This window comes from Bradyrhizobium sp. LHD-71 (assembly GCF_031157255.1).
Taxonomy (GTDB): domain Bacteria; phylum Pseudomonadota; class Alphaproteobacteria; order Rhizobiales; family Xanthobacteraceae; genus P52-10.
Window position 1 is genome coordinate 134,686 of record NZ_JAVIFX010000012.1, and the last position, 26,197, is coordinate 160,882.

General features: G+C 63.1%; 25 protein-coding genes. 16 read left to right on the plus strand and 9 right to left on the minus strand.

Going from position 1 to position 26,197, the window contains the following annotated elements:
• Positions 1-38: 38 nt before the first annotated feature.
• A complete protein-coding gene (locus RCO31_RS15160; protein ID WP_308969239.1) occupies positions 39-635 on the plus strand; it encodes a TetR/AcrR family transcriptional regulator in 597 nt (198 codons plus the stop codon).
• Between the two features lie 21 nt (positions 636-656).
• Here the strand turns inward: RCO31_RS15160 and RCO31_RS15165 are convergent, their stop codons facing one another.
• The gene (locus RCO31_RS15165) at positions 657-1,640 is read right to left on the minus strand and encodes a CorA family divalent cation transporter (RefSeq protein ID WP_308969240.1); all 984 of its coding nucleotides are present in this window, start codon (positions 1,638-1,640) and stop codon (positions 657-659) included.
• A 180-nt stretch (positions 1,641-1,820) separates the two neighbouring features.
• Here RCO31_RS15165 and RCO31_RS15170 point away from each other — a divergent pair, with 180 nt between their 5' ends.
• On the plus strand, positions 1,821-2,597 hold the full coding sequence (locus RCO31_RS15170) for a DUF4394 domain-containing protein (RefSeq protein ID WP_308969241.1): 777 nt from the start codon (positions 1,821-1,823) through the stop codon (positions 2,595-2,597).
• 213 nt (positions 2,598-2,810) lie between these two features.
• Positions 2,811-3,509 carry a glutathione S-transferase family protein gene (locus tag RCO31_RS15175; RefSeq protein WP_308969242.1) on the plus strand — a complete coding sequence of 233 codons (699 nt, stop codon included), beginning with the start codon at positions 2,811-2,813 and terminating at the stop codon, positions 3,507-3,509.
• A 33-nt stretch (positions 3,510-3,542) separates the two neighbouring features.
• Here RCO31_RS15175 and RCO31_RS15180 read toward each other — a convergent pair whose 3' ends face one another.
• Positions 3,543-4,157: a cysteine-rich CWC family protein gene (locus RCO31_RS15180; protein WP_308969243.1), complete on the minus strand. Its 615-nt coding sequence runs from the start codon at positions 4,155-4,157 to the stop codon at positions 3,543-3,545.
• A 149-nt stretch (positions 4,158-4,306) separates the two neighbouring features.
• On the opposite strand from RCO31_RS15180, the gene RCO31_RS15185 reads away from it, so the two are divergent.
• Positions 4,307-5,845: a DUF1800 family protein gene (locus tag RCO31_RS15185; protein WP_308969244.1), complete on the plus strand. Its 1,539-nt coding sequence runs from the start codon at positions 4,307-4,309 to the stop codon at positions 5,843-5,845.
• Between the two features lie 4 nt (positions 5,846-5,849).
• Entirely contained in the window at positions 5,850-7,067 is a 1,218-nt protein-coding gene (locus tag RCO31_RS15190; protein ID WP_308969245.1) for a DUF1501 domain-containing protein, read from the plus strand.
• A 301-nt stretch (positions 7,068-7,368) separates the two neighbouring features.
• Here RCO31_RS15190 and RCO31_RS15195 read toward each other — a convergent pair whose 3' ends face one another.
• Complete coding sequence (locus RCO31_RS15195) at positions 7,369-8,316, minus strand: aldo/keto reductase (protein ID WP_308969246.1); 948 nt, start codon at positions 8,314-8,316, stop codon at positions 7,369-7,371.
• Positions 8,317-8,408: 92 nt separating this feature from the next.
• A complete protein-coding gene (locus RCO31_RS15200) occupies positions 8,409-9,251 on the minus strand; it encodes a lysophospholipid acyltransferase family protein (RefSeq protein ID WP_308969310.1) in 843 nt (280 codons plus the stop codon).
• Between the two features lie 313 nt (positions 9,252-9,564).
• Here RCO31_RS15200 and RCO31_RS15205 point away from each other — a divergent pair, with 313 nt between their 5' ends.
• Positions 9,565-9,918, plus strand: a complete 354-nt coding sequence (locus tag RCO31_RS15205) for a DMT family protein (RefSeq protein WP_308969247.1) — start codon at positions 9,565-9,567, stop codon at positions 9,916-9,918.
• Positions 9,919-9,927: 9 nt separating this feature from the next.
• Positions 9,928-11,106 carry an alpha/beta hydrolase gene (locus tag RCO31_RS15210; protein WP_308969248.1) on the plus strand — a complete coding sequence of 393 codons (1,179 nt, stop codon included), beginning with the start codon at positions 9,928-9,930 and terminating at the stop codon, positions 11,104-11,106.
• Here the strand turns inward: RCO31_RS15210 and RCO31_RS15215 are convergent.
• From RCO31_RS15215 to RCO31_RS15225, 3 genes are all read right to left on the minus strand, one after another.
• A complete protein-coding gene (locus RCO31_RS15215; protein WP_308969249.1) occupies positions 11,087-12,253 on the minus strand; it encodes a PQQ-dependent sugar dehydrogenase in 1,167 nt (388 codons plus the stop codon). The two genes, RCO31_RS15210 and RCO31_RS15215, sit on opposite strands and share 20 nt — an antisense overlap.
• Before the next feature lie 23 nt (positions 12,254-12,276).
• Positions 12,277-12,462, minus strand: a complete 186-nt coding sequence (locus tag RCO31_RS15220; protein ID WP_308969250.1) for a hypothetical protein — start codon at positions 12,460-12,462, stop codon at positions 12,277-12,279.
• A 312-nt stretch (positions 12,463-12,774) separates the two neighbouring features.
• Positions 12,775-13,422 carry a glutathione S-transferase family protein gene (locus tag RCO31_RS15225; RefSeq protein WP_308969251.1) on the minus strand — a complete coding sequence of 216 codons (648 nt, stop codon included), beginning with the start codon at positions 13,420-13,422 and terminating at the stop codon, positions 12,775-12,777.
• A 499-nt stretch (positions 13,423-13,921) separates the two neighbouring features.
• On the opposite strand from RCO31_RS15225, the gene RCO31_RS15230 reads away from it, so the two are divergent.
• On the plus strand, positions 13,922-15,262 hold the full coding sequence (locus RCO31_RS15230) for an Nramp family divalent metal transporter (RefSeq protein ID WP_308969252.1): 1,341 nt from the start codon (positions 13,922-13,924) through the stop codon (positions 15,260-15,262).
• Between the two features lie 44 nt (positions 15,263-15,306).
• Here RCO31_RS15230 and RCO31_RS15235 read toward each other — a convergent pair whose 3' ends face one another.
• On the minus strand, positions 15,307-15,720 hold the full coding sequence (locus RCO31_RS15235) for a helix-turn-helix domain-containing protein (RefSeq protein ID WP_308969253.1): 414 nt from the start codon (positions 15,718-15,720) through the stop codon (positions 15,307-15,309).
• 67 nt (positions 15,721-15,787) lie between these two features.
• Here RCO31_RS15235 and RCO31_RS15240 point away from each other — a divergent pair, with 67 nt between their 5' ends.
• From RCO31_RS15240 to RCO31_RS15265, 6 genes are all read left to right on the plus strand, one after another.
• A complete protein-coding gene (locus RCO31_RS15240; RefSeq protein WP_308969254.1) occupies positions 15,788-17,911 on the plus strand; it encodes a heavy metal translocating P-type ATPase in 2,124 nt (707 codons plus the stop codon).
• A 279-nt stretch (positions 17,912-18,190) separates the two neighbouring features.
• Positions 18,191-19,393: a pyridoxal phosphate-dependent aminotransferase gene (locus RCO31_RS15245; protein WP_308969255.1), complete on the plus strand. Its 1,203-nt coding sequence runs from the start codon at positions 18,191-18,193 to the stop codon at positions 19,391-19,393.
• 155 nt (positions 19,394-19,548) lie between these two features.
• Positions 19,549-19,710 (plus strand): DUF992 domain-containing protein, encoded by a 162-nt coding sequence (locus RCO31_RS15250; RefSeq protein WP_374991487.1) that lies wholly within the window; start codon positions 19,549-19,551, stop codon positions 19,708-19,710.
• 453 nt (positions 19,711-20,163) lie between these two features.
• Entirely contained in the window at positions 20,164-21,069 is a 906-nt protein-coding gene (locus RCO31_RS15255) for a hypothetical protein (protein ID WP_308969256.1), read from the plus strand.
• A 157-nt stretch (positions 21,070-21,226) separates the two neighbouring features.
• Complete coding sequence (locus RCO31_RS15260; protein WP_308969257.1) at positions 21,227-21,709, plus strand: DUF992 domain-containing protein; 483 nt, start codon at positions 21,227-21,229, stop codon at positions 21,707-21,709.
• Positions 21,710-21,950: 241 nt separating this feature from the next.
• A complete protein-coding gene (locus tag RCO31_RS15265; RefSeq protein ID WP_308969258.1) occupies positions 21,951-23,999 on the plus strand; it encodes an elongation factor G in 2,049 nt (682 codons plus the stop codon).
• Positions 24,000-24,065: 66 nt separating this feature from the next.
• Here RCO31_RS15265 and RCO31_RS15270 read toward each other — a convergent pair whose 3' ends face one another.
• On the minus strand, positions 24,066-24,449 hold the full coding sequence (locus tag RCO31_RS15270; protein WP_308969259.1) for a nuclear transport factor 2 family protein: 384 nt from the start codon (positions 24,447-24,449) through the stop codon (positions 24,066-24,068).
• Between the two features lie 141 nt (positions 24,450-24,590).
• On the opposite strand from RCO31_RS15270, the gene RCO31_RS15275 reads away from it, so the two are divergent.
• Together RCO31_RS15275 and RCO31_RS15280 are read left to right on the plus strand one after the other, a co-directional pair.
• A complete protein-coding gene (locus RCO31_RS15275; RefSeq protein ID WP_308969260.1) occupies positions 24,591-25,424 on the plus strand; it encodes a shikimate dehydrogenase in 834 nt (277 codons plus the stop codon).
• A gap of 69 nt (positions 25,425-25,493) precedes the next feature.
• Positions 25,494-26,102 (plus strand): DUF5666 domain-containing protein, encoded by a 609-nt coding sequence (locus RCO31_RS15280; RefSeq protein ID WP_374991488.1) that lies wholly within the window; start codon positions 25,494-25,496, stop codon positions 26,100-26,102.
• The last annotated feature ends 95 nt before the right edge of the window (positions 26,103-26,197 follow it).

Here is a 26,197-nt window from a genome sequence, read left to right on the forward strand (position 1 = left end):
GAGCTTGCGGTTGTCAATACGCCGCCGTATGGATGGCCATGGGAACCGCGAATCGAACCAGCCCGGCGCGTGGCAAGGCCGGCGCCGAAACCCGAGCCGGCAGATCCGACTGGATTGACGCAGGACTGTCACTGCTTGGCAGCGCCGGCATCGAGGCGGTGCGCGTCGAGCCGCTTGCCGTGACGCTCGGCGTCACCAAGGGCAGCTTCTACTGGCATTTCAAGGATCGCGACGCGCTGCATCTGGCGATGCTGGAAGCCTGGCGCACCGGCACAACGGCAAACGCGATCGAGCGGGTCGAGAAGGAGAGCGCCGGCAAAGGGGAGCGACTGAAGCGGCTGATCAGTATGGCGGCGAAGAACACCAAGCTTGCGCGGCTGGAAGTTGCCATCCGCGCGTGGGCCAGGACCGATGAGCGAGTCGCAAAGTCGCTCGCGGAGGTTGACAGGCAGCGCGTGGACTATCTTGTCGCGTTGCTGCGCGATGCCGGCATCAATGCGCGAAGCGCGCGCTTGCGGGCCCAGATCCTCTACCTGACGCTGGTCGGCGGCTTCTTCACCGAGATCGGCAAGTCTGCCGTCTCCGATGAGGCGCTTTGGTCGGAGCTGGAGCGGCTGATCGTGCGACCCTCCTGACGGATTTGCGTCGGCTGCGACCTACAACGCCTTGGTCCGTCGCAACAGCCACCAGGTCAGGCCGCCGGCGGCGATAACCAGCATCAGGGCATACCAGGTCCCGCCGTCGCCGGTCTGGAACGGCATATCCTTGGTGTTCATGCCGAAGAAACCGGTGACCAAGGTCGACGGCAGCAGACACGCGGTCAGGATCGACAGCGTGAACAGCCGCCGGTTGGTGATCGCGGTCATGCGCCCGGCGATTTCGTCCTGCAGCAGGCGTGCCCGCTCGTAAATTGCGCCGAATTCGTAGTCCAGCGCGTCGAATTTCTGTGCCAGCTTGCGCATCGCGGTCACCAGCGCCTCTGACTCGACATCTTCGCGCATCTCGACACGATGAAATAGCGCGCGGATCTGCGACAGCTGGCGCCGGGTACGGATCGCCTGCAGCCGAACCCGGCCGAGCCGCATCCGCTCGTCGTCGACCTCATCGTGCAGGACGTGATTTTCGACGATGTCGAGCTCATCACCGAGGCCCGCCGAATACCGTCCGATCACATCCGCGAACTGGTCAGCGATCGCATCGAACAACGAGATCGGCGTTGGGAACCTGCGACCCAGATCGATCGCCCGTCGCGTCAGTTCGATTGCGCGAAGCGGCCTGCGCCGCGTGGTGATCATCAAGCGGGGAGAGATTGCGAAATGCACCCGCATGAGATCATCGCCCTCCTGCATGAACTCCTGATGCAGGTCCGGCAGCACGCCGGCGATCTCGTCGCCGAAAATGTCGAGGCGAATGTGTTCGTCGGGATCGAGCAGCGTCTCGCGCGCGATGTCCGACAATGGCGCGCGAGTGGCCAGCCAGTCATGACAGCGGCGGTTGGCGAGGCTGAAATGCAGCCATAACCAACCGCGCGGATCGGCCAGCTCCGCGTCGAGATTGGTGATATCCAGTTTCGTCGCCGAACCGTCGTCGGCAAAGCGATAAGCCGAGATGATTCCGATGTCGGACAGCGATTGATCCATCGATCGCAGCCAATGGGTTAGTCCTATGACAGGCTGATGACAGCCTGTGGCTGAACAATGGCGCGAACCGCAAGTCGCCGTCCACACCGAACCGTGAAGAATTTTCTGAAACCGGATCGCGAGCGTCCCGTAGCTCAGCGCATGGCCGTCCGGCCTGAACGCCGAACCGAGGAGACGACAATGAAAGCTCGCACCGTCCTGGCCGCGATAGCCGCCACTCTCATGACGTCAGCCGCCAATGCCGCGCAACTCGCCGCGCTCGTCGGCAACGACACCATTGTCTGGGTCGATGCCAAGCAAAAGAAGTCGACCGGTATCGTCCAGGTAGCGGGCCTGTCCGGCGCGCTCGTCGGCATCGACGTGCGTCCGGCAGACGGCATGCTGTACGGCGTCGTCGATGACGGCACCGTCGTCGTCATTGGCAAGGACGGTAAGGCGACCACCAAATCAAAGCTGGAGACGATGATCGTCAAAGGCGCGACCGTTACCGTCGATTTCAACCCGGTTGCCGACCGGCTGCGCGTAATTGGATCCGACGGCATGAACCTGCGCGCCAACGTCGATGACGGCAAGGTGACCAGAGATGGCGACCTGAAGTTCGCCGAAACCGACATGCACAAGGGCGAAACGCCGAATGTGATCGGCGGCGCCTACATCAACTCGGTCAGGGGCGCCAAGGAAACGGCACTCTACGATATCGACGGCACCATCGGGGGGCTGCTCAAGCAGGCGCCGCCGAACGACGGCATTCTAACCGCGGTCGGAAAGCTCGGAATCAAGGCCGACAAGGTCGCTTTCGACATCTGGTCCGACGGCAACGGCAAGAATGACGCCTGGCTGATGGCTGGCGATACGCTCTACAGCGTCGATCTCGCCACCGGCAAGGCGACAGAAGCTGCAAAGATCGCCGGCGTCAGCGGCATCGTCCGCGACGTCGCAATCTTGCCAGGCATGTAAACGCGCCTCGTGTTTACATGCCGGCGACGCCGCGTCCTCCAGCGCGGCGTCGCCTGCATTTGCGGACGACCGTCATGCGACGCGCCTGTTCAGGAAGAGCGCCTAAGTGGTGTAGTGTCATGCCGAGGCTTGACCCGGTGATCCGATCATCAAGGCTGGCCTCTCGAAGCGGAGATGCCGGCGGGCATAACAGTCGATAGCGAGAACGGCCGGATGACTCGTAAACTGTTTGAGCTTGTTGGCACCGACGCGGGGCGGCCGTTCAGCCCTTACTGCTGGCGCACCCGGATGGCGCTGGTTCACAAGGGCCTCAACTGCAAGACCATTCCCTGGCGCTTTACTGAGAAGGGTGCGATCGCACCCTACGGTTCCGAGAAGGTGCCGGTGCTGCTCGACGGCGAGACGTCCGTCGCCGATTCCTGGGCGATCGCCAACTATCTCGAAGATACCTATCCCGAACGTCCGTCGCTGTTCGGCGGTGAGGGTGGACGGGCGAACGCGCGCTTCCTCAATAGCTGGGGTGATCTCGTCATCATCGCCGGGATCTTCCCGATGATCGTCGCCGATATCCCGCAACATCTGGCGCTTGCGGACCGCGACTACTTTCGCCGGACGCGTGAGGCGCGTTTCAACGACAAGCCGCTGGAGCAAATCTCCGCGGATCGCGACGAGAAGGTCGTGGGTTTCCGCCGAAGCCTCGATCCACTGCGCCTGATGCTGCGCACTCAGCCCTTCATTGGCGGAGCGGCGCCCAACTACGGCGACTACATCGTGTTCGGCGGGTTTCAGTGGGCTCGGGGCGTCAGCCCGTTCAAGCTGCTGATGCAGGACGATCCGGTTTATGCATGGCGCGAGCGGATGCTCGATGCGCTTGGCGGCATTGCGCGGGCGTCGCCTGGGTTTGCGGTGTAGCCGTTCTGGCCGATTGTGGGAGTCTCGCGGACTTCATCCGGCCGGCTGCATCGCTCGAACGGCATCGTCCACGTAGCGGTCAAGGTCGTCGCGCAGCTTGCGCCAGGCGGTCTCCATCGTCGGCGACCAGTCCTCGCCGAGCAGATCCCGCACAGTGTCCGCAATTGCCGCAAAGAAGACGTTGAACAATTCCGGCGGCGTGCCGTAACCGTCGTGTGACTGAACCTCGCAAAGGATCAGCCGATGACTGGCCTTGCGCTCGCCTGCGAAGTCGAGGATGGCTTCCAGCGCGAGTTGAAGCATCGAGCCCTTGACGAGATCGTTCGCCTCGGCGCGGAACATTGCCCGCGTTTCGGGGCGCACGCGAAACAACCGCGCATAGACCAGTGGCGTCAGATCCTCGCAGCGCTCCGCGGCGCGTTCCAGGCTCTCGACGATCGCGTTGCTCGCGGCCACTGTCCGCAAACAATCCCGGCAGAGACAGTCGGTAAAGCCCGTAGGGCTGGCCTCGCCCGGCAGCGGCAGTCTGAGGGCCTCTTCGCCGCACCAGCACGGCCCGTTCAGGTTGCAGGCGAACGCCGCACCGCAACGTGCGCAGGCGAGCTGACGCGTGCCAGTCGGAAGCGGTTGTGAAGTAGGTCCCGTCACACCTTCATTCCCGTGCGTTCATGTGCGTGTCCGATCTTTAATTTGATCTTCGCGCGATCGGGGCAAATAGTTGCCAGATAGGATCATATCACAGGCTGGTCAGCCAGCCTGCCACCGGTGCCGACAGAACTCGGTAGGAGGGACGCAGTTTGGCGCGCGATCCGCAAGGTGCATTGGTGGCGCTCAATCGCTTCGGTTTTGGAGCGCGCGGCGGCTCATCCGGGGATTTTGCGAGTGCGGCGGCGGATCCGCGCGGCTTCGTCAAGGCGGAACTGACAAGACCGAGCGCCGCGTTGCTCGAGCAGCCGTCGTTGCGGCCTTCGCCCGAAATCGGCAAGGCGTTCTTCGCCTACAGAGCCGACGTGCGCAGACAGCGTGCCGCTACCAAGTCGGCGCAGTCGTCACCCTCCGAACCGCAGGCGCAGATGGCGAACGGCGCCGGAAGCGACGCCAATGATGGTGCCAGGCGCGCCGGCGCTTCCGACCAGATGCAGCAAGGCGGCCAGGTGGAACCGCCACAACCCGGCATGGTGCGGCCGCCGGAGGCCGCAGGGCGCGAAGTGCCGCAACCTGTCGACATCGTCGTGAAAACGTACCGCGCCGAAGCACTTGCACGCTTCCAGCGTGCGACACTTGCGGAGAACGGGTTCGTCGAACGGCTGGTGACGTTCTGGTCGAACCATTTCTGCATTTCAGCGAGCAAGGGCATTGCGGTGCGGATTCTGGCCGGCGCGTTTGAGCGCGAGGCGATCCGGCCACATGTGCTCGGCCGGTTCTCCGACATGTTGCTCGCGGTCGAACAGCACCCGGCGATGTTGCTGTTTCTCGATAACCAGCAGTCGCTCGGACCAGCCTCGCGCGCCGGCGTCAACCGCAAGCGCGGCCTCAACGAGAATCTGGCGCGCGAGATCCTCGAATTGCACACGCTCGGCGTCGGCGGTGGCTACACGCAGCAGGACGTGACGTCGCTCGCGCGCATCATCACCGGCTGGACCTTTGCCGGTCCGGACGGACGCCTTGCCGATCCGGGCCGTTTTGCATTCAACGTCAACGCCCACGAGCCGGGTTCGCAGACGCTGCTCGGCAAATCCTATCCCGACACCGGTTTGTCACAGGGGCAGTCGGCTCTGAAGGATCTAGGGCGTCATCCTTCGACGGCAAAATTCATTGCGACCAAGCTCGCGCGCCATTTCGTCGCCGACGATCCGCCGCCTGCGCTGGTCGCGCGGCTGGCGCAGCGCTTCGTCAAGACTGACGGCGATCTGAAGGCGCTTGCGCTCGAGCTGGCCGATGCCGACGCGGCGTGGAAGGCGCCGCTGACCAAGATCCGTACACCTTACGATGCGGTGATCGCCACCGGACGGATGCTCGCCCGTGTTCCCGAACAGCCGGTGCGCTATCTCGGAAACCTCAATCTGCTGGGCCAGCCGCTTTGGTCTCCGGCAGGGCCCAACGGTTTTGCCGACACCGGCAGCGTCTGGGCGTCGCCCGAGGGGTTGAAGCTGCGGCTCGATCTGGCTGCGCAGGTAGGCGCGCGGCTCGGCGATACCTTCGAACCGCGCGAGCTGATGGAGGTGATTGCCGGCGATGCGACATCGAAGGAGACGCGGGAGACGATCGCGCGCGCCGAGTCACGGCAGCAGGCGATGGCGCTGTTGCTGATGTCGCCTGAATTCCAGCGGAGATAGACGGATGGATTGCCGCGAGAATCGTCTGCTCGTTTCCACGCGCCGCTCGCTGCTGATCGGTGGCGCTTCGTTTGCGGCGTGGGCCTACCTGCCAAAGTTCGCGCGAGCGAGCACGAGCGGAGGCGACCCCAGGCTGATCGTCGTGATCCTGCGCGGCGCGCTCGACGGGCTCGCCACCGTTGCGCCGATCGGTGATCCGGACTACGCGAAGCTGCACGGCTCGATCGCGTTGTTGCCCACTGGCGCCAACGCGGCGCTGCCGCTCGATTCGTTCTTCTCGCTACATCCGGCGATGCCGAATTTCGCGCGGCTGTACCGCGAGAAAAACGCTGCGGTGGTGCATGCCACCGCTACCGGCTACCGCGAGCGCTCGCATTTCGACGGCCAGGATGTGCTGGAAAGCGGCTATGCGGGACCCGGCCGTGTGCAGTCCGGCTGGCTCAACCGCGCCCTGGAACAACTGCCGCGCGGCGAGCGTGTCGCCGGCGCGCTTGCGGTCGGTCCGACCGCACCACTGATCCTGCGCGGCGCTGCACCGACCGTCGGCTGGGCGCCCGTCGCCGTTCCGCAGGCCGCCGAAGATACCGCCAGTCGTCTGCTTGATCTGTATGCGCGCCGCGATCCCGTGCTGGCGAAGGCGCTGACACAAGGCCTGCAGCTCGATCGCACGGCCGCGCGCGAGGACAACATGCGGCCGGGACGCGGTGTCGGCTATATGCGTGTTGCGGCGCGCGGCGTCGCCAAACTGATGGCGGCCGACGATGGCCCGCGCATCGCGGCTCTCGCATTCGACGGTTGGGACACTCATGCGAATGAAGGCGGGCCGGTCGGTCGTCTCGCCTTGCTGCTCGGCGGACTCGACAACGCGTTCGCCGAATTCGAGCAGGGCCTCGGCGCGTATTGGGGCAACACCGCGGTTGTGGTCGTCACCGAGTTCGGCCGCACTGCGCGCATCAACGGCACCGATGGCACTGACCACGGCACCGGCACCGTGGCGCTGCTTGCCGGTGGCGCCATAGCCGGCGGCCGCGTGGTCGCCGACTGGCCGGGTCTGAAGGAGGCCAGCCTGCATGAAGGCCGCGACCTGAAGCCGACCACTGATCTGCGCGCGGTGTTGAAGGGCGTGATGAAGGATCACCTCGGCCTGAGCGACAGCGCGCTGGTGACCTCTGTGTTTCCCGACTCCGGCGCGATCAAGCCGATGCAGGGGCTGGTGGGATAAAGCCAGAGATCTACTCAGAGTCGTCCCAGCCAAGCGAAGCGCCGAGCCGGGACCCATATCCTCTGTCATTCATGAGGCGACAAGCGGTTGTTGCCTTCGTCAACAGCCGCTTGCGAACACAATCGGCGTTGGTGTTCATGGGTCTCTGCGTTCGCAGAGACGACTAGAGTGCTTTCCGATTACTTTGAATCGGAAAGCGTTCTGGATTCGTTTGTTTGGTCGCATTTTCTGCAGAAAACCGGTGTCCACTTTTCCGGAAAATGCTCTAACGTTCATTGCGAGCGTTTCGCTCGCCTGACGGCTATCCATTCCCCAGCGTGACGCGGTCGATCTCGGTAGTTTCGTCTGGCGTCAGCTTCCACGCGATGGCCTTCGCGTTCTGCTCGACCTGTTCGGGCTTGGTTGCGCCGGCGATCACGCTCGAGACCTGCGGGCGCGAGGCGAGCCAGGAGAAGGCCAGCTCCAGCATCGAATGACCGCGCTCGGTCGCGAACGCCTTCAGCTTCTCGACAATGCCGACATTCTTCTCGTTGACGTACCGGTCACGCAGGCGCGGTGTCTGCGCGAAGCGTGTGTCGGCAGGTGCTTCGGCGCCTGCAACGTATTTGCCGGTCAGAAGTCCGCTCGCGAGCGGGAAGTAGGGCAGGATGCCGAGATTGTAGGCTTGTGCCGCCGGCTGCAGCTCCTTCTCGATGTCGCGCACGACGAGGCTGTACTCGTCCTGGATCGAGGAGAACGGCGTAACGTTGATCGCCTTTGCCGTCATCGCTGCTTCCGCCACGCGCCAGGCGGGCAGGTTTGAGCAGCCGATGTAGCGCACCTTGCCCTGGCTGACGAGGTCCTGCAACGCGCGCAGCGTTTCCTCGATCGGCGTCAGCGGATCATACCTGTGCTGCTGGTAGAGATCGATGTAGTCGGTCTTGAGCCGTGTCAGGCTGTCCTCGACCGCCTTCATGATGTAGCGGCGCGAGGCGCCCTTCTTGACGCCTTCGTCATCCATCTCCATCGCGAACTTGGTCGCGAGCACGATGTCCTTGCGCCGGTCGCCAAGCACCTGGCCCATAGCTGTTTCGGAGCCGCCGCGGTTGCCGTAGACGTCGGCGGTATCGAACAAGGTGATGCCGACGTCCAGCGCCTTGTGGATCACCTTGCGAGTGCTTTCGAGGTCCAGACGCTGGCCGAAATTGTTGCAGCCGAGGCCGACTGCGGACACGCGCAGGCCGGAGCCGCCGAGATTGCGAATTTCCATGATGGGATCCGTTCGTTGACACGCCATCGTGCCTTGCTCACGGCGCGAATTCAATCAAGCAGCGTTAATAATCTTCGTAGAGGCGTGAAATGTCACGCCGACGCTGCAGCGGACGGACTGCCAGCGACGGTCTCGGTTCGCTGCGGCAGCGGTCGTGCCGTTCTACGGCTCTGCGCCGTCATCCTGCGCACCGCTTGTTCCGCGACGCGGGCGATTTCCTTGCGATCGGCACTCATGTCGTAGGAGACCGGCTCACCCCAGCTCACTGTCACGTCGACGGCGCCGGCCGCGCACACGCGCACCAGATGCGGAACGAGATCGGCGTCGCCGTACCAGGCGACGCGGCTGCGGAAGGTGCGTCCGAGCGGCAGTCCATTGAGATTGACATAGGCGAGCGACAGCGGCTGCACCGTCACGCGGTCGTGATGCGTAGAGCTGCCGAGGGCATGATGCAGGGCGCCGATCAGCGCCGAGCGAAAGGGCAGGATGCGATTGCCGTCGCTCGATGTCCCTTCGGCGAACAGCACCACCGCGTCGCCGCCGACCAGGCGCTCGGCGATCTCCTGCGTCGCGGCGCCGGTGCGATGCCGCCGCTCACGGTCGATGAAGACAGTGCGCTGCAGTTTCGCGAGCCAGCCGAAGATCGGCCAGCCGGCCACCTCCTTCTTCGCGACGAACACCGCGGGCGTCAGCGCGGTGATGACGACGATGTCGAGCCACGAGGCGTGGTTGGCGAGAATGAGCAGCGGGAAGTCCGGCGAGCGCCTGCCAATCTCGCGGATGCGGACGCCGATGAGCGAACAGAGGATGCGATGATAGAGGTAGGGGACGCGTCGCTGCAGCGGCAGGCGGAACGCCATACCGACAAGCTGAAACGGCAGCAGCACCAGCGTCAGGACCACAAAGGCAAAAACGACAAAAAAGCAGCGGATCATCGGTGGAAAAGCGGTGGATGTCGGTGCCCGGAAGGCGGAGTGCGGCCTTCCTTGCATGATCCGCGCCAGAGCGGAAGCGCGTCAAACGCATGATTTCAGGAATGTGAGCGATCGGGCGCCGATCGTGCAAAAAAATGCGGCCCCGGTCAGACGCGGCGACTGACGGGGACCGCCTTGGGGTGCGGAGATCTGGACGGGGATCGATCTGCGCATGCACTGGGTAGTCTCGCCGTGTTACAGGCGAATGACGGGCGAGTTATCCACAGGTGTGCTACCGCTCGATCAGTTCAAGAAAGGCCTGCCTGGAAGTCTCATGTCGAAACTGATTTCGCCGCTCGTTCTACCAGTCCTGATGCTGTTCGCCTCCAACGTGTTCATGACCTTCGCCTGGTACGGCCATCTCAAATTCAAGCAGTCATGGCTGCCGGTGGTCATCGTCGCAAGCTGGGGCATCGCCCTGATCGAATATTGCTTCGCGGTTCCTGCAAACCGCTGGGGCAGCGAGGTGTATTCGGCGGCTCAGCTCAAGACGATCCAGGAGGTCGTGACGCTGGTCGTGTTCGCCGCATTCTCGGTACTGTATCTGAAGGAGCCGCTCGCCTGGAATCACGTGCTCGGTTTCGGACTGATTGCAGCCGGAGCGTTCTTCATTTTCCACAAGTGGTGAGGTCGAGATATGTCGGATCACAGCGCAAAGCTCGCAGAGATTCCGCTTCCGCCGGGTATACGCGCGCGTATGGTGCCGGACATCAACGGCTTGACCATGCACGTCCTGGAAGCTGGTGTCGCCGGTCGCCCCGTCGTGCTGCTGCTGCATGGTTTTCCCGAACTCGCCTATAGCTGGCGCAAGGTCATGCTGCCGCTGGCCGACGCAGGCTTTCATGTGATTGCTCCGGACCAGCGCGGCTATGGTCGCACCGTCGGCTGGAGTGCGGACTATGACGGCGACCTTCGTCCGTTCAGCCTGCTCAATCTGGTGCGCGATGCGCTCGGGCTGGTGTCAGCGTTCGGCCTCCGATCGGTGGCGGCGGTTGTCGGTCACGATTTCGGCGCGTCTGTCGCAGCCTGGTGCGCGCTGGTGCGGCCGGATGTATTTCGCGCCGTCACGCTGATGAGCGCCCCGTTTGCCGGGCCGCCTGCCATACCGTTCGATACCGTGAACAGGCCCGCGGCGGCGAAAGCGCCGGACCCCATTCATGCAGACCTCGCCGCGCTGGCAAGGCCGCGCAAGCACTATCAGTGGTTCTATTCGACGCGTGAAGCCAACACCGACATGCAGAACTGCCCACAGGGTGTTCACGCGTTCCTGCGCGCCTATTACCATCACAAAAGCGCTGACTGGCCGGACAACAGACCCCGTCCGCTTGCCGCATGGACTGCAGACGAACTCGCCAAACTGCCGACCTACTATGTCATGGACCTCGATAAGGGGATGGCGGCAACCGTGGCCGAGCAGATGCCGAGCGCCAAACAGATCGCCGCTTGTCCGTGGCTCACTGAACGCGAGTTGAGCTTCTACAGCGCCGAATACGAGCGCATTGGCTTCCAGGGCGGTCTACAATGGTATCGCTGCGGCACCAGCGCACGCTTCGTCTCCGAGCTGGAAGTGTTTACCGGCCGCACCATCGACGTGCCATCGTGCTTTATCTCCGGCGCGAGCGATTGGGGTATCCATCAACGGCCCGGCGCACTTGATGCGATGCAGCGTCGGGCCTGCACGCAAATGCTCGGCCTTCATTTGCTCGAAGGAGCAGGCCACTGGGTGCAGCAGGAGCAGCCGGAGCGCGTCAGCGAGCGGTTGCTCGCGTTTCTTAGCGAAGCTTCGCAGCGCGGCGCTACCGACCGGCCGGCGTGATCCGAAGGATTCGGCCGGCGACGTTGTCGGTGAGCAGCCAGAGTGCGCCGTCCGGCCCCTGGCGCACATCGCGAATTTCTTCATTGAGGTTCTGCAGCAGGCGTTCTTCGCCGGTCACCTTTTCGCCGTCGAGCGAGAGCCGGATAAGTCCCTTGATGCGATTGATCGAGCCCGTGAACAGGCTGCCGCGCCAGGCCGGAAACAGGTTGCCGGTATAGAAGGCCATGCCCGACGGCGCGATCGAGGGCACCCAGTACTTGATCGGCTGCTCCATTCCGGCCTTGTGCGTGCCTTCGTGGATCTTCGCGCCGGAGTAGTCGACGCCATAGCCGATGACCGGCCAGCCATAGTTCTTGCCTTTTTCGGCGATGTTGACCTCGTCGCCGCCGCGCGGCCCGTGCTCGATCTCCCAGAGACGGCCTGTGGTCGGGTGAATGGCGAGCGACTGTACGTTGCGGTGGCCGTAGCTCCAGGTCTCGGCCTTTGCGCCCGCCCGACCGACGAACGGATTGTCGCGCGGCGCCGCACCGTCCGGCGTAATGCGGATGATCTTGCCCAGGTGGTTGGCAAGGTTCTGCGCCTCGTCGCGCGGGCCGAAGTGATCGCCGAGCGAGACGAACAGGTTGCCGTCGGAGGCTTGCGCAAAGCGGCAGCCATAGTGGTTTCCGGACGACAACGGTCCTTCCTGACGAAAGATGACCTTCACCTCGCCAAGAAGCGGCTGTGCGCCGTCACTGAGCTTGCCGCGTGCAGCCGCCGTGCGGCCTCCGCCGCTGACGCGCTCGGCGTAGCAGAGATAGAGCGTCGCGTTGTTCGCGTAATCCTTGTCGAGTGCGACATCGAGCAGGCCGCCCTGGCCCGACGCCCACACCTCGGGTACGCCGCTGACCGGCGATGAAACCTGGCCGTTGCGCGTGACGACGCGCAGGCGACCCGGCCGTTCGGTCACCAGCATGCGTCCATCCGGCAGGAACGCGAGTGACCAGGGATTCGAAAGTCCGCTCGCGACGGTCTCGACCTCAAGTGGCCCGGCCGAGGAGTCGAACGACGTGTTCGCGCCGCGCGTCGTCGTGATGACTAGAAGCGATGCCGTCAGCGTGATCGCTGCGGCGAGCGTCGCAGTGACGATAACCAGAGGCGCTTTCATCGTATCCCCGGCCAGGAAGCGGATCAGTTCCCTGCCGCTCTGACGATCTCGATCGATATGGTAATGACCGCAATCGTCGTTGCGAGCGTCAAGCCGAGAGTGAGATAGGCGTTCGCGTGCCATTCCGCGACCGCCCGCCGGGCGTTGGTTTGAAATCCCTTATTCAATTGCTCGTTCAATTCTTTGGCCTCGCAGGTGGGCCGGGTCATGTCGGAAATCCTGGGTTCTCGCGTCGTGCGCCGGATCCGGCGTTCGTACCAGCCTTGCCGCGAGTTCTCGGTACGAGCGCAAATCGATGCAGCGCACCAGCTTCATAAAGTCGCTAGTGTCCCTGCTGGTTCACGTTCGCAGATGGAAGTCGCCGCAAGTGGCGCGAACGTCAGACCGGGAGACCAGCGGCGAATCACTCCCCGCGCCTACGATGGGAAAAAATCCTGTCAGCGCCTTGTCGGGATTTGTGGCGTGCGGCGTCAAAACAATGGCCGAAAGGCGGCAGGCGCGCTTTCGGAAGGGCCGCGACTCTATCCTGCTACCGCTTCCTTGCGGTCTTCGCTTGCACCGGCTTGCCAGTCCATCGCCACGAAACCCGGCTGGCGCGTCACCCGCTCGAGCCATTGCCTGACTGAGGGGAATGCGTCGAGGTCGAAGTCGCACTGTCCGGCGAGGTGGGTATAGGCGTAGAGCGCAATGTCGGCGACGGTGAACCGTCCGGCGGCGAACCAGTCGCGAGTCTTCAGGTGATTGTCCATCACCTGAAGCGCGCGATAGCCGCGCTCCATCCAGTCCTCGATCGAATTCGCGTGGAGCTCGCGCCCGCCGCGTACCAGCGACAGCCAGAAATAGGCGGAGCCGATGTTCGGTTCGAGCGCATGTTGCTCGAAGAACATCCACTGCAGCGTTTCGGCGCGATCGATGCGATCTTCGGGTGCAAACGATGTCCCGCCCGCGAGATACCAGATGATGGCATTGGACTCGGCGATGAAGCGGCCCGGCGCGACCTCGAGCAGCGGCACCTGACCGCTGGGATTTTTTTTCAGGAAATCGGGTGTCCGGCTTTCGCCGCGCAGAATATCGATCTCGACAAGCCGGTAAGGTGCGCCGAGCACCGCCAATGCAAGCCGGGCCTTGTAGCTGTTGCCCGAGCGCTGCATCGAATAGAGCGTGTACATTCAGCTTGCCCCTTCGCTGGACGAACCGGCTTGGCCCCCGCAATAGCGCTTTTTCAAAGGTGGTATTTCAGCGATCGCGTTGCAAGAGCAAACGTTTGGAATGAATTGAAAATGCTGCCTTCTCGCTGCTTTGCAGCAACGATCTCCTCTCACGCAGCCTTGATCAGAATCACGCGCGCGAGATCGACAGCGCGCGGATCAACGCGAGGCCTCTTTCTGGCCGGACAGAGAAACAGCCGTCGCGATCGACACGCGCTGTCATTGACGCACGCGGGACCGTACATGCGCGGCGCCTGCCAAAACTATCCTCACCGAAGCGCCATGGCGCCCGACTACGTCGGGGGGCGATCGGCGCTTCAGGAAGATCTTTCGTGAGAGAGCAGTCGATTGTCATTTAGGCATAAATTCTTAAGGTTAAAACTTCGTTAACGGAAGGTCCCTTGCAAGCGGTTCGCTGTCGTGTTGCAATTAAGACTTATTCGCAATTGGAGTGTCGGCCATGGTCGACTCGATTCCGCGAGCCACCCTGACGAATTGGCGCCGCGAACGCGGATCTCCGTCGCTCTCTGACGTTCACCGCTCCATCCCGGTGACGGGTAAGAACTGGCGCCGTTTGGTGTCGTTCTTGGGTCCCGGATATCTGGTCGCGGTCGGCTATATGGATCCGGGAAACTGGGCGACGTCACTCGCGGGCGGCGCCAGGTTCGGATATGCGCTGCTCTTCATTGCGTTGCTTTCGAACGTGATGGCCATCGTGCTGCAGCACCTCTGTGCTCGGATGGCCATCGCGACGGGACGCGATCTCGCGCAGGCTTGCCGAGATGCATATCCGAGAATGCTGTCCTATCCGCTCTGGTTTCTCGCCGAGATTGCCATTTGCGCAACCGATCTGGCCGAAGTCATTGGCACGGCCATTGGATTGAACCTCATGTTCGGGCTTCCGCTGGAGATCGGCGTCGTGATTACGGCGCTGGATGTCTTCATGATCCTATACTTGCAGAACAAAGGATTTCGCTGGATCGAAGCATTCATCATCACGCTGCTGGGTGTCATTGCCGTTTGCTTTGTTGTTCAAATCGCGATGGCACGGCCGGACTGGCGAGATGTCATTTCCGGCTTTGCACCGACAACGCAACTGCTCACCAATCCTGACATGCTTTACCTCGCGCTCGGCATCATCGGCGCGACGGTGATGCCGCACAATCTCTATCTCCATTCCGGAATTGTGCAGACGCGCGACTTCGGTCACACCTCGGCCGAGAAACGGCAGGCGATGAAGTATGCCACCATCGACAGCACCATTGCGTTGATGTTTGCGCTGACCATCAACGCCTCGATCCTCATCCTCGCTGCGGCAGCTTTCAACCAGACCGGTCATACGGGAGTAGAGGAGCTTGAGAAGGCTCACACGCTCCTCGCGCCCCTGTTGGGGTCTGCCATTGCACCGACGCTCTTTGGAATTGCGCTTCTGTGCTGCGGCATGAACTCGACGGTGACCGCGACCATGGCGGGACAGATCGTGATGGAGGGATTTCTCGACATCCGCTTGCCGCCTTGGATTCGCCGATTGATAACCCGCCTTGTCGCCATCGTTCCAGCCGTGATCGTGACCGTGTTCTACGGTGAGAGCGGAACCGCGAAGCTGTTGATTTTGAGTCAGGTCATACTGGGATTGCAATTGCCGTTCGCGATCATACCGTTGGTCATGATCTCTGCCTCGCGCAGAAAAATGAGCGAACTGGTCGCCCCGAAGTGGCTGACGGTCATTGCCGCTTTCGTTGCCGCGATCATCGTGACGTTGAACGTCAAGGTCGTCGTCGACCTGATGATTGGAAACTGAGTGTGTCGGGGCGCTCCTTAGCGCCTCCGGCGTTCCTGCCTAAATCATTGCGTGGTTTGCGGGGACAAGGCTTCGATGATACGGCACTCAGCGACCGTGCCGTGGTGGCACTGGTTGACCATGCTGTCCAGTTCGCGTCGCAGCGCGCGCAAATCGGCAATCTTGCGATCCACCTCGGCCAGATGGGCCTTCGCGATCGCATCGACGGCGGCGCAGGGCCGTTTCCGATCATCCGATAGATCGAGCAGCGCGCGGATCTCCTCGATCGAGAAGCCGAGATCGCGCGAGCGGCGGATGAAGCTCAGACGGTTCAGATGCTCGGAGCCGTAGGCGCGATAGTTTGCGGCCGTACGTGCCGGCGCGGAGAGAAGCCCAATCCGCTCATAGTAGCGGATCGTCTCGACCTTGGTGTCGGTCAGTCGCCCAAGCTCGCCGATCGCCAGATTGTCGCCTTTCATGGGGTTGACCCTGTAGTTGCTATAGGGTGCATATGGGAGGTCACATCGAACCTGTCGAGGTGACGGTATGACGGTGGCCGGTTCCTTCAAGTTGCGTATCGAGGGCATGGATTGCGCCGCCTGCGCTCTCAAGATCGAGAACGCCATGCAGCGGTTGCCGGGCGTGAGCGACATCAATGTCAGCTACACGGCCGGGATGCTCGCGTTGACCCTCGATGAGGATCGCACCTCGCCGCGCGTCGTCGAGGAGAAGGTCAGGGCGCTCGGCTACACGCCGGTCGCGGCGGCGACGACGCCGGAACCGAAGGCCCTGCGGTCGCGGGATCGGCAGCCCTGGTGGAGGGAAACCAAGGGACAGCTCGTCCTGGGCACCGGTGCGCTGTTCGTTGCCGCCTTCTTGCTCGCCCAGTTCTTTCCTGCGTGGGAGCGATGGCTTTACTCCGCGGCCGCCTTTGTCGGCGTGATCCCCTTCGCGCGGCGCGCGCTGTTCGGCGCGATGGCCGGCGCACCCTTCACGATCGAAACGTTGATGACGATTGCCGCGCTCGGCGCGCTTGCCATCGGCGAGGCCGAGGAAGCGGCTGTCGTCATCTTCCTGTTTGCAGTTGGCGAGCTCTTGGAAGCGGTCGCCGCCGGCCATGCGCGATCCGGCATCGAGGCGCTGATCGAGCTCGTGCCGCGAGTGGCGTTCCGCGAGCGCAGTGGCACAATCGAGAAGGTTGCCGCAGAGGAACTGAAGGTCGGCGACATCGTGGTCGTGCGGCCGGGCGACCGCATCCCCTCGGACGGCGAGGTGATCGATGGTGCGTCGGACGTGGACGAAGCGCCGGTGACGGGCGAATCCGTGCCGGTACTGAAGGAGCCCGGCGCGAAGGTCTATGCCGGCAGCATCAACGCCAATGCCGAACTGCGCCTGCGCATCAGCCATGTCGCCGCCGACAACACCATCGCGCGCATCATCCACATGGTCGAGGAAGCACAAGAGTCGAAGGCGCCGACCGCGCGTATGATCGATCACTTCAGCCGCTGGTACACGCCGGCTGCGATGCTGATTGCATTGATGGTCATCATCGTTCCACCGCTCGTCTTCGGTGGCGACTGGATGACCTGGATCTATCGCGGCCTCGCAGTGTTGTTGATCGCGTGTCCCTGTGCGCTCGTGATCTCGACGCCTGCGGCGATCGCGTCGGGGCTTGCTGCAGGCGCACGGAGGGGGCTGCTGATCAAGGGCGGAGCGGCACTGGAGACGCTTGGTAAGGTCAAGACGGTTGCTTTCGACAAAACCGGAACGCTGACACGCGGTCGCCCGCAGGTCACCGATGTGGTCGCGATTTCGGGCAGCGAAGATACTGTCCTGGCGACAGCGGCCGCGGTCGAACGTAACACCAGTCATCCGCTCGGTCAGGCGATCATCGAGGCCGCACAGGCGCGCCGGCTGGAACTGCCCGTTGCCTTCGGCGGTGGGCTTGCCACACCCGGCAAGGCCGTGACGGCGCGCCTGAAAGATGGATTCGCCTCGGTCGGTTCGCCGCGTTATGCCGCCGAGCAGACAAGCATTTCGGCGGAGGTGGCCGGGACGATCACTGCGCTCGAAAACGAGGGCAAGACCGTCGTCGTGCTCCTGTCGGGCAGGACAGTCACCGGCGCGATCGCGCTGCGCGATCAGCTGCGTGAGGATGCGATCGAGGGCGTGAAGCGACTGACGGACCACGGCATCCGGGCCGTGATGCTGACGGGCGACAATCGCCGCACGGCCGACGCCATCGCCGGTCAGCTCGGCATGGAGGCGCAAGCGGACCTTCTGCCTGACGCCAAGCTTGCCACAATCGACAGGTTGAAGGCCGCTGGCGTGACCGCCATGGTCGGCGACGGCATCAATGATGCGCCAGCATTGGCCGCGGCTTCTGTCGGCGTCGCCATGGGCGCTGGCACGGACGTGGCGCTCGAGACGGCTGATGCGGCGCTGCTCAAGAACCGCGTCACCGGCGTTGCCGAGTTGATCGCGCTCTCTCGGGCGACGGTCGCCAACATCTGGCAGAACATCACGATCGCCCTCGGCCTGAAGGCCGTGTTCCTCATCCTGACACTGTTCGGCGTCATCACGCTCTGGATGGCGATCCTTGCCGACACAGGCGCCACAGTGCTGGTCACGGCCAATGCGCTGCGCCTCCTCGCCCATCGCTCGCACTGAAGGCGACGGCGCGTACCCGCAAGCGGCCGGCCACGGCCAAGCCGAGAAGGGGAGGAGAATCGGCGGGGGCCACTTCCCTGGCTCGCCACATTATTTGCGTGATGCAGGGCTCGTGCTCTTAATGTTGCGTTAGCTGTTGGCGCCGCCTCGCTTGGCAAGCTTAATTCTTGCGGCGCAGCGAAAGCCCCCTTAGTGTGCGTCCGCCCCCGAAACCGGCAGAATCGCCGGATTTCCGGAAGGCCCGAACCAAATCCCGTTCAGGTTGTTCAGGAGACCATGATGCCGTTTCTTTCCGCTGCGCTCGCCCGCGTGAAGCCGTCCGCCACGGTGGCGGTCACGGACAAAGCGCGCGCGCTGAAAGCCGCCGGGCGGAACGTGATCGGCCTGGGCGCCGGCGAGCCGGATTTCGACACGCCGGCGAATATCAAGCTTGCCGCAATCCATGCCATCGAAGCCGGCAAGACCAAGTATACCGATGTCGGAGGCATTCCGGAGCTGAAGGACGCGATCGTGGCGAAGTTCAAGCGCGAGAACGGTCTCAGCTACAAGCGCGAGCAGATCGTCGTTTCCACCGGCGGCAAGCAGGTCCTCTACAATGCGCTGATGGCGACCATCAATCCGGGCGACGAGGTGATCATCCCCGCGCCCTACTGGGTCAGCTATCCGGAGATGGTGCTGCTGGCCGGCGGCGAACCCGTGCCGGTCGTGTGTCCGGCGGAACAGGGCTTCAAGCTGAAGCCCGAGGCGCTGGAGAAGGCGATCACGCCGAAGACCAAGTGGATCATTCTCAACTCGCCCTCGAACCCGACCGGCGCAGCCTACACGGCCGCCGAGCTCAAGCAGCTGACTGACGTGCTGTTGAAGCACCCGAACGTGTGGGTGATGACCGATGATATGTACGAGCATATCGTCTACGATGGCTTCAAGTTCGCGACGCCGGCCCAGGTCGAGCCGAAGCTCTACGATCGCACGCTCACCGTAAACGGTGTGTCGAAGGCCTATTCGATGACCGGCTGGCGCATTGGCTATGCGGGCGGGCCGGTCGAGCTGATCAAGGCGATGACGACGATCCAGAGCCAGGCGACGCATGCACCGTCGTCGATCTCGCAGTGGGCCGCAGTCGAAGCGCTGAACGGGCCGCAGAACTTCATCCCGCAACACGCCCAGACGTTCAAGGAGCGGCGCGACCTGGTCGTGTCCATGCTCAATCAGGCGAGCGGGATCACCTGCCCGCGGCCGGAGGGCGCGTTCTACGTCTATCCGTCCTGCGCGGGCACGATCGGCAAAACCTCGCCGACCGGCAAAAAGCTCGAGACCGACGAGGACTTCGTGACCGAGCTTCTGGAGACCGAGGGCGTTGCGGTGGTGCAGGGCTCCGCGTTCGGACTCGGTCCGGCGTTCCGCATCTCCTATGCGGCAAGCCTTCGCGATCTCGAGGATGCCTGTCGCCGCATTCAGACCTTCTGCGGCAACTTGAAATAAGCGCCGTTGGGATGTCGCGGGACGTCGCACGGCGACGTCCCGCGAATTTCAATCTGCCATGCTCCGGAATAGAGAACCTTTAGCTTCCGGCTGAACAGTATCCCGAGCGAGATCGTGACGCTGATTGGCGTCACAAGGCGATCTGGTCGGCAACTATGGCGGCGTCTCCGGCAGCGGTGGGCTTCGGTCTCGCCGCCAATGTCTTGCTGGGTGGATCGAATAAGTCGATCGCCCTGCGGCCGGTCAGCGTGCAGGCGCAGGTAGGCTTCAACGTGCAGGCTGCTCTCGACGGATTGGAATTGCGTCCGGCGCGCTAGCTCTGGCATGCCACAAGTGGTCGCCTGATTGTCCAGCCCGCTCATCGACTGCTGCTGGCAGGTATCTTGAAACCTCCTTGGCGTTGGTCATTCGCTGCGATCGGGTCGTGCTCATTCGCCTCAAATTTTTTCAAAAGAGAGAACTTGGTTCCAACAATGAAAACGTGATGCGCGGCGCGTCGGAACGGCGGCGAGCGTCAGGCGTTCATGAGACAGATCCGGCCGTCGAGAGATCGAAGGCAGGGTCGTAGAGAGCCCCCGCCTAAAAACCGGAGGCTCTCGATTTTTTTGATGTGCCGGCATCGCCGAAACTAATGGAATACGTCGTGCTCGGTTGCTTCGGAGGCAGGTTTATCCGCACTGCCGGTCGACGAACTGGATGCAGTCAGGAGCGACGCGCACCAGGCGGTGCGCCTGTCAGCCCCCCGCACTAACGTCAATACGCGAATCTCAATGTCACGCGACATCAGTTATGTTCTGGCAAAACTCGATTGGATGCGTTCGGAGCGCATCTGGCCAAACGGCTCGCGATACCTGTGGACCGATGCGTTCGGTCTCGTACTCCTCACCTCACTGTACCTGGAGCTGCGTGATCGGCATTGGCTGGAGGAAGCGGAGAGTCTCGTCGCCAATGTCGAGCGCGTGCTCGGTCGCCGGCGCGGCATGCGCATCGGTGAAGCCGCTGATCACGACGGCCAGTACTTTCACTATTTGACGATGTGGTTGTTTGCGCTCGCGCGCCTGGGCGACGTCAAGCCCGAATATCGCGCGCGCGGCATCGCGCTTGCACGCGATGTTCATCGCGCCTTCGTGATGCCGGGTCGCGGTGTCACCTGGAAGATGCAGGAAGATCTGAGCGGGCCTTATCCGGGAGTCGGGTTCGGTGCCATGGACGCTTACGACGGCTATGTCTCCTATCGTCTCCTGGACCAGGACGCACTCGCGCCGGAGATCGCCGACATGCGCGCGCTGATCGAGCGCGACTGGCGTACGCTGACGATCGAGCAGGACCTCGGCCTCGGCATGATGCTTTGGCTCGCGCACTTCTGGCCGCAAGAGCCCTGGGCAACGGCACAGAGCGCACGAGCGCTGCGGACTCTCGATACGATGTGGATCGAGCCTCCGGGCTATTTCTGCCGCGCGCCGTGGCTCGGCGGAACGAAATTTGCGTTTACAAATTTTGGCGTGTCTCTCGGTCTGCAGGCTGCCAACGCCTGGCCCGCGCGCGTCGATCGACTCAATGCGTTCTTCGAGACCTGTTGTTCCGGGGATGAATACGATCAGGAGGCGATCACCTGCGTAATGGCATGCGTCTCGCATTTCCCGGGCGCATTCATCCAGTCCCCGAAGGTGGGTTGAAGCCGGTCCGGCAGCCGCTGAGGATACGAGATCCCGGTCTAACGCGTGCGCTGGTGCCCCGTGATTGCCACAAATATCAGGCGGACTTTACGGGCATGGAACTGGGCCCGTCCATTTTGTATTAGATCTTCTCAGATCCCATTCATCGGAGAGCATCATGCATCGTTTCCGAATGGGTTTTGGCGCAGCCGCAGCCATGTTGGCCGTGACTATCGTGCCCGCGACCGCGCAACAGCCGACGGCACTTATCGGCGTTCTCGAATGTACGGGCGGGCGAAGTGCGGGATATCTGGTTGGATCCGTCACCGAGCTGAATTGCATGCTGACCCGGAACGGCCGCAGGGTCGAGCCCTATGTCGCGCAGGTCCGCCGGATCGGATTCGATGTTGGATTCACCGATCGATGGATGATGGCGTGGGAAGTGTATGGTCCGACACCGCGCGTCCCGCCCGGCGGGACCTCCGGCGGCTATGGTGGGGCAGGCGCCAGCGCGACGGTCGGTGTCGGTGCAGCCTTAAATCAATTGATCGGCGGACCCGGAGGCTCGCTGTCGCTGATTCCGCTGGGCGTGAACGGACAGCGAGGTGTCAACCTCGCCTTCGGCTTCGAAGGCATGGAAATTCGCCCCGCGCGCTACTGAACGGATTCCAGCTTGCAGAACTGCCGGGCGGTTCCGGCCGAGCCGGGCTTTCGTTCAGCTGGACAATTTTTCATGATTGCTGCGAAGCGCAAACGATCTTCCTTGCCAAAGCTTCGCTGCGCTGAGACGATGTCTGGCCGACCCGCAGGAGCGCTTTCGCAGAAACGGGTTACGGTCGATCACGTTGCAATGCGCTCCGGTTGACGTAAGCGCGGGCCGACTTCCCATAAGGAGGCGGCAAATGGGACATGATGCTAGAAGTCCCCGCGGTCCCCGGTGCATCGCACTGGTTGGACCATTCCAAAGCGGCAAGACGACACTTCTCGAAGCTATCCTCGCGCGAACAGGCGCAATCTCCAGACAAGGTACGGTTGAAGGCGGCAGCACAGTCGGCGATTCCAATCCCGAGGCACGCGGCCATCTCATGAGCACCGGGCTCACCGCGGCGACGACGACGTTCATGGGCGAAAGCCTTACCTTCGTCGATTGTCCGGGCTCTGTCGAATTCATCCACGATATGCGTGCGGTGCTTCCGGCGGTGGATGCCGCGGTCGTCGTCTGTGAAGCGGACGAACGCAAGCTGCCGCAATTGCAACTGATTCTGCGCGAGCTCGAAGAGGCTGGCGTCCCGCGCTTCCTGTTCCTCAACAAGATCGACCGCGCCGAAAAGCGCGTCCGCGAGACGCTCACGACGCTGCAGCCGGCTTCGCGGGTGCCGCTGGTCTTGCGGCAAATTCCGATCTGGAAGGGTGATCTGATCGCGGGTTTCGTCGACCTCGCACTCGAGCGCGCCTTCATCTACCGCGAACACCTGCCGTCGGAAGTCGTGTCCCTCGACGGCGGCGACCTCGATCGCGAGAAGGAGGCACGCTTTTCGATGCTGGAGAAGCTCGCCGATCACGACGACGCGCTGATGGAACAGCTGCTGGAAGACATCCAGCCGCCGCGTGACGCAGTCTTCGACGACCTGTCGCGCGAGTTGCGCGAAGGACTGATCTGTCCGGTTCTGCTCGGCTCGGCGGTTCGCAGCAACGGTGTGCTGCGGCTGTTGAAGGCACTACGCCACGAGGCGCCGGGAATTGTGGAAACTGCGGCGCGGCTGAAAGTCGAGAACGGTGCGGGCACCCTCGCTTACGTGTTCAAGACAGTTCATGTGCAGCACGGGGGCAAGATTTCGCTTGTCCGCGTGCTGTCTGGGCAACTGACGGACGGCGCGACACTCATATCGCAGCGCGGGGACGCGGATCGTTTTTCCAGCATCCTGGCGCTGACGGTCGGACAGGACAACAAGCGCAGCGTCGCCAATGCCGGCGACGTGGTCGCGCTCGGCAAGCTCGACCACGTGCGCACTGGCGACACACTGACAGCGGCCAAGTCGCCGCACGCCGCCTTGTGTGAGGTCGGCCCGCACGCGGCGGTGCTCGCGCTCGCAGTCGCAGCCGCCGACCGCAAGGACGACGTGAAGCTCGGGCAGTCGCTGCTCCGGCTGGCCGAGGAAGATCCATCGCTGACCGTCGTGCATCACCCTGAGACGCACGAGGTGGTGCTTTGGGGACAAGGCGAAATGCACTTGCGGGTCGCGCTCGAACGCCTGCGCGGTCGCTTCGGTGTCAACGTCAACCAGCGGACTCCGGCTGTGGGTTATCGCGAGACCATTCGCAAGTCAGCGACGCAGCGGGGACGCCACAAGAAGCAGTCGGGCGGTCACGGCCAGTTCGGTGATGTGGTGCTGGAGATCAAGGCGTTGCCGCGCGGCGAAGGCTTCAAGTTCGATGAACGCGTGGTGGGCGGCGCCGTGCCACGCAACTATATCCCGGCGGTCGAGGAGGGTGTGCGGGATGCAATGTTGCACGGACCGCTCGGCTTTCCGGTGGTCGACGTTGCAGTGACGCTGACAGACGGTTCCTATCATACGGTCGATTCCTCTGATCTCGCCTTCCGTACGGCGGCGCGCATCGGCGTGAGTGAAGCGCTGCCCGGGTGCCAGCCGGTGCTGCTGGAGCCGATCCATAGCGTCGAGATCGTCTGTCCGACTGATGCCACCGCGCGGATCAACGCGATTCTCTCCGGGCGGCGTGGACAGATCCTGTCGTTCAACACGCGCGAAGGCTGGCCGGGCTGGGATGTCGTGCGGGCGCTGCTGCCCGAAGCCGAAATCGGCGACCTCATTATCGAGGTGCGGTCGGCGACCACCGGTGCAGGCAGCTTCACCACGCAGTTCGACCACATGGCGGAAGTGACGGGTCGGACGGCAGATCAGATCGTCGCAGCGCATCGCGCTGCGGCGTGAGGCATTATTGCGGCCCGGCTCACCTCTCTGAGGTCTGCGCCGGGTCGTCGTGAGAAAAATGCTTAGCTACGCCCGCGTCACATGCGCCGAGACGCAGAGCCAGCGATCGTCGCGTTTCCACCAGATATCGGTGTAGCGGCCGGCGCCCGGGCCGCCGTCAGGCTTTGTGTAGGTCGTGCGCGCGTGAATGAAGGCGAAGTCGCCGCGGATGACGATCCGCACATCCTCTTCGCGAAGGTTGGTCACCGGCGATTTTCTCGCTATCTGCGCCAGGAAGCCGGTGCGGTCGACCAGCGTTCCATCCGGGTTGCTGTTGAGGAAATCGTCTGCGAGGTTGGCATCGAACCAGCCGATATCGGCCTCCTGCACGGAGCGAACATAGTTGTGGTTGAGGTCTTGCAGGGCGTCCAGATCGGAGACGTTGCTGACTGTTGCTGTGGCGGTCGTCATGGCTACCTCCCGTCGTTTGATGCATCATGCGCCCGTTTTCTGGCACATGACAGTGCCACCTTGTGGCAGCGGTCGATGCCGTTGACAGTTCGGGTCAGGGCGTGATTTGACGCATCAGGAATCTGATCGAGTTGATTGGTGATGACGAACAGGCGCGCCGCATGTCTGATCGGCTGGCCGGCGGGACATTCACGTTCGCCGATCATCCACAAATACTGGATGAAGTCGTTCGGCATCGACGGCGACTATCGCATCGAAGCCGTGAATCCGGAGGATCTTGCCGATTTTCTCGCGCGCCTCGGCGAGCATGGCTATATCGGGGCCAACCTCACCATCCCGCATAAGGAACGGGCGCTGGCGCTGACTGATGCCGATGCGCGCGCCCGCGCGGTCGGCGCCGCCAACACGCTGTGGCTCGACGGTAGTACATTGCGTGCGACCAACACCGACGTTGAGGGTTTCCTCGATAATCTCGATGCGTCGTCGCCCGGCTGGGACCGGGCAACCCGCGAGGCGCTGGTGCTTGGCGCGGGCGGGGCGGCGCGCGCTGTCGTATTTGGCTTGATCGAGCGTGGCGTCCCGACCATTCACCTCGTCAACCGCAATCTGCCGCGCGCCGAAGAGCTGGCGCGAGATTTCGGCGCCGCCGTCAGGCCTGCGACATGGGACCGGATTGCGAGCCTGTTGCCGCGCGCCACGTTGCTCGTGAACACGACCTCGCTCGGCATGAAGGATCAGCCGCCGCTCGACGTCGACGTGACGTTGTTGCCGCCGAGCGCCACCGTCGCCGATGCCGTTTACGTTCCGCTCGACACGGATCTGCTGAAGGCGGCGCGCGCGCGCGGGCTGAACACGGCCGACGGCCTCGGCATGCTGCTGCACCAGGCCGTTCGCGGGTTTTCGCTTTGGTTCGGCAAGCGCCCTGTCGTGACGGCGGACCTGCGCGTACTGGTCGAGGCCGATTTGAGAGCCTGAAGCAGGAATAGGGCGGCCGGTGCGGGGTTTGAGGGACCGTGGGGCGTCATCTGCCGACGGAGTTTCCCAATGATTCTCTCATTTCGATCGCTGCCGCTGCTTGTGCTTGCTCTGCTCTTGATCTGTTCGCAGATGATCGCCCAGCCGGCGCAGAACCGGCGCATCCGCGGCACCATCGAAAGCCTCGACGGCAACGTGCTCATGGTGAAGGCGCGTGACGGCAGCAACGTGAAGGTCAGCCTCACGGACAACTGGCAGGTGACTGCCTACAACAAGGCGCAACTTTCCGACATCAAGGTCGGTTCCTTCATCGGCGTTGCCGGCACGCCGCAATCGGACGGCAGCCAGAAGGCCATCTCGATCAACATCTTTCCCGAGAGCGCACGCGGGCTCGGCGAGGGATTTCACCCCTGGGACCTTCCGAACAGCACGATGACCAACGCCAATGTGGCAGAAGCCGTCACAAGCGTGGATGGCCAGACGCTGCTGCTGAAATACAAGGACGGCGAGAAGAAGATCACGGTGCCGCCAGCGACCCCGATTGCGATCTTCGGCCCGGGTGACAAGGCCGAGGTAAAGCCGGGCGCGGCGGTGGCGATCAGCGCAGTGACGAAACCCGACGGTTCGCTCGAGGCGACGCGGGTTGGTGTCGGCCGTGAAGGCGTGGTGCCGAACTGACGAAGGCGTCCGCGTTCCGCAGACGCCTTCGTCGGCTTGACCCCCATAGCCGTTCGGTCGCCTATGGCCGTTCGAAGGCCGCGCTGCCTCCCCTG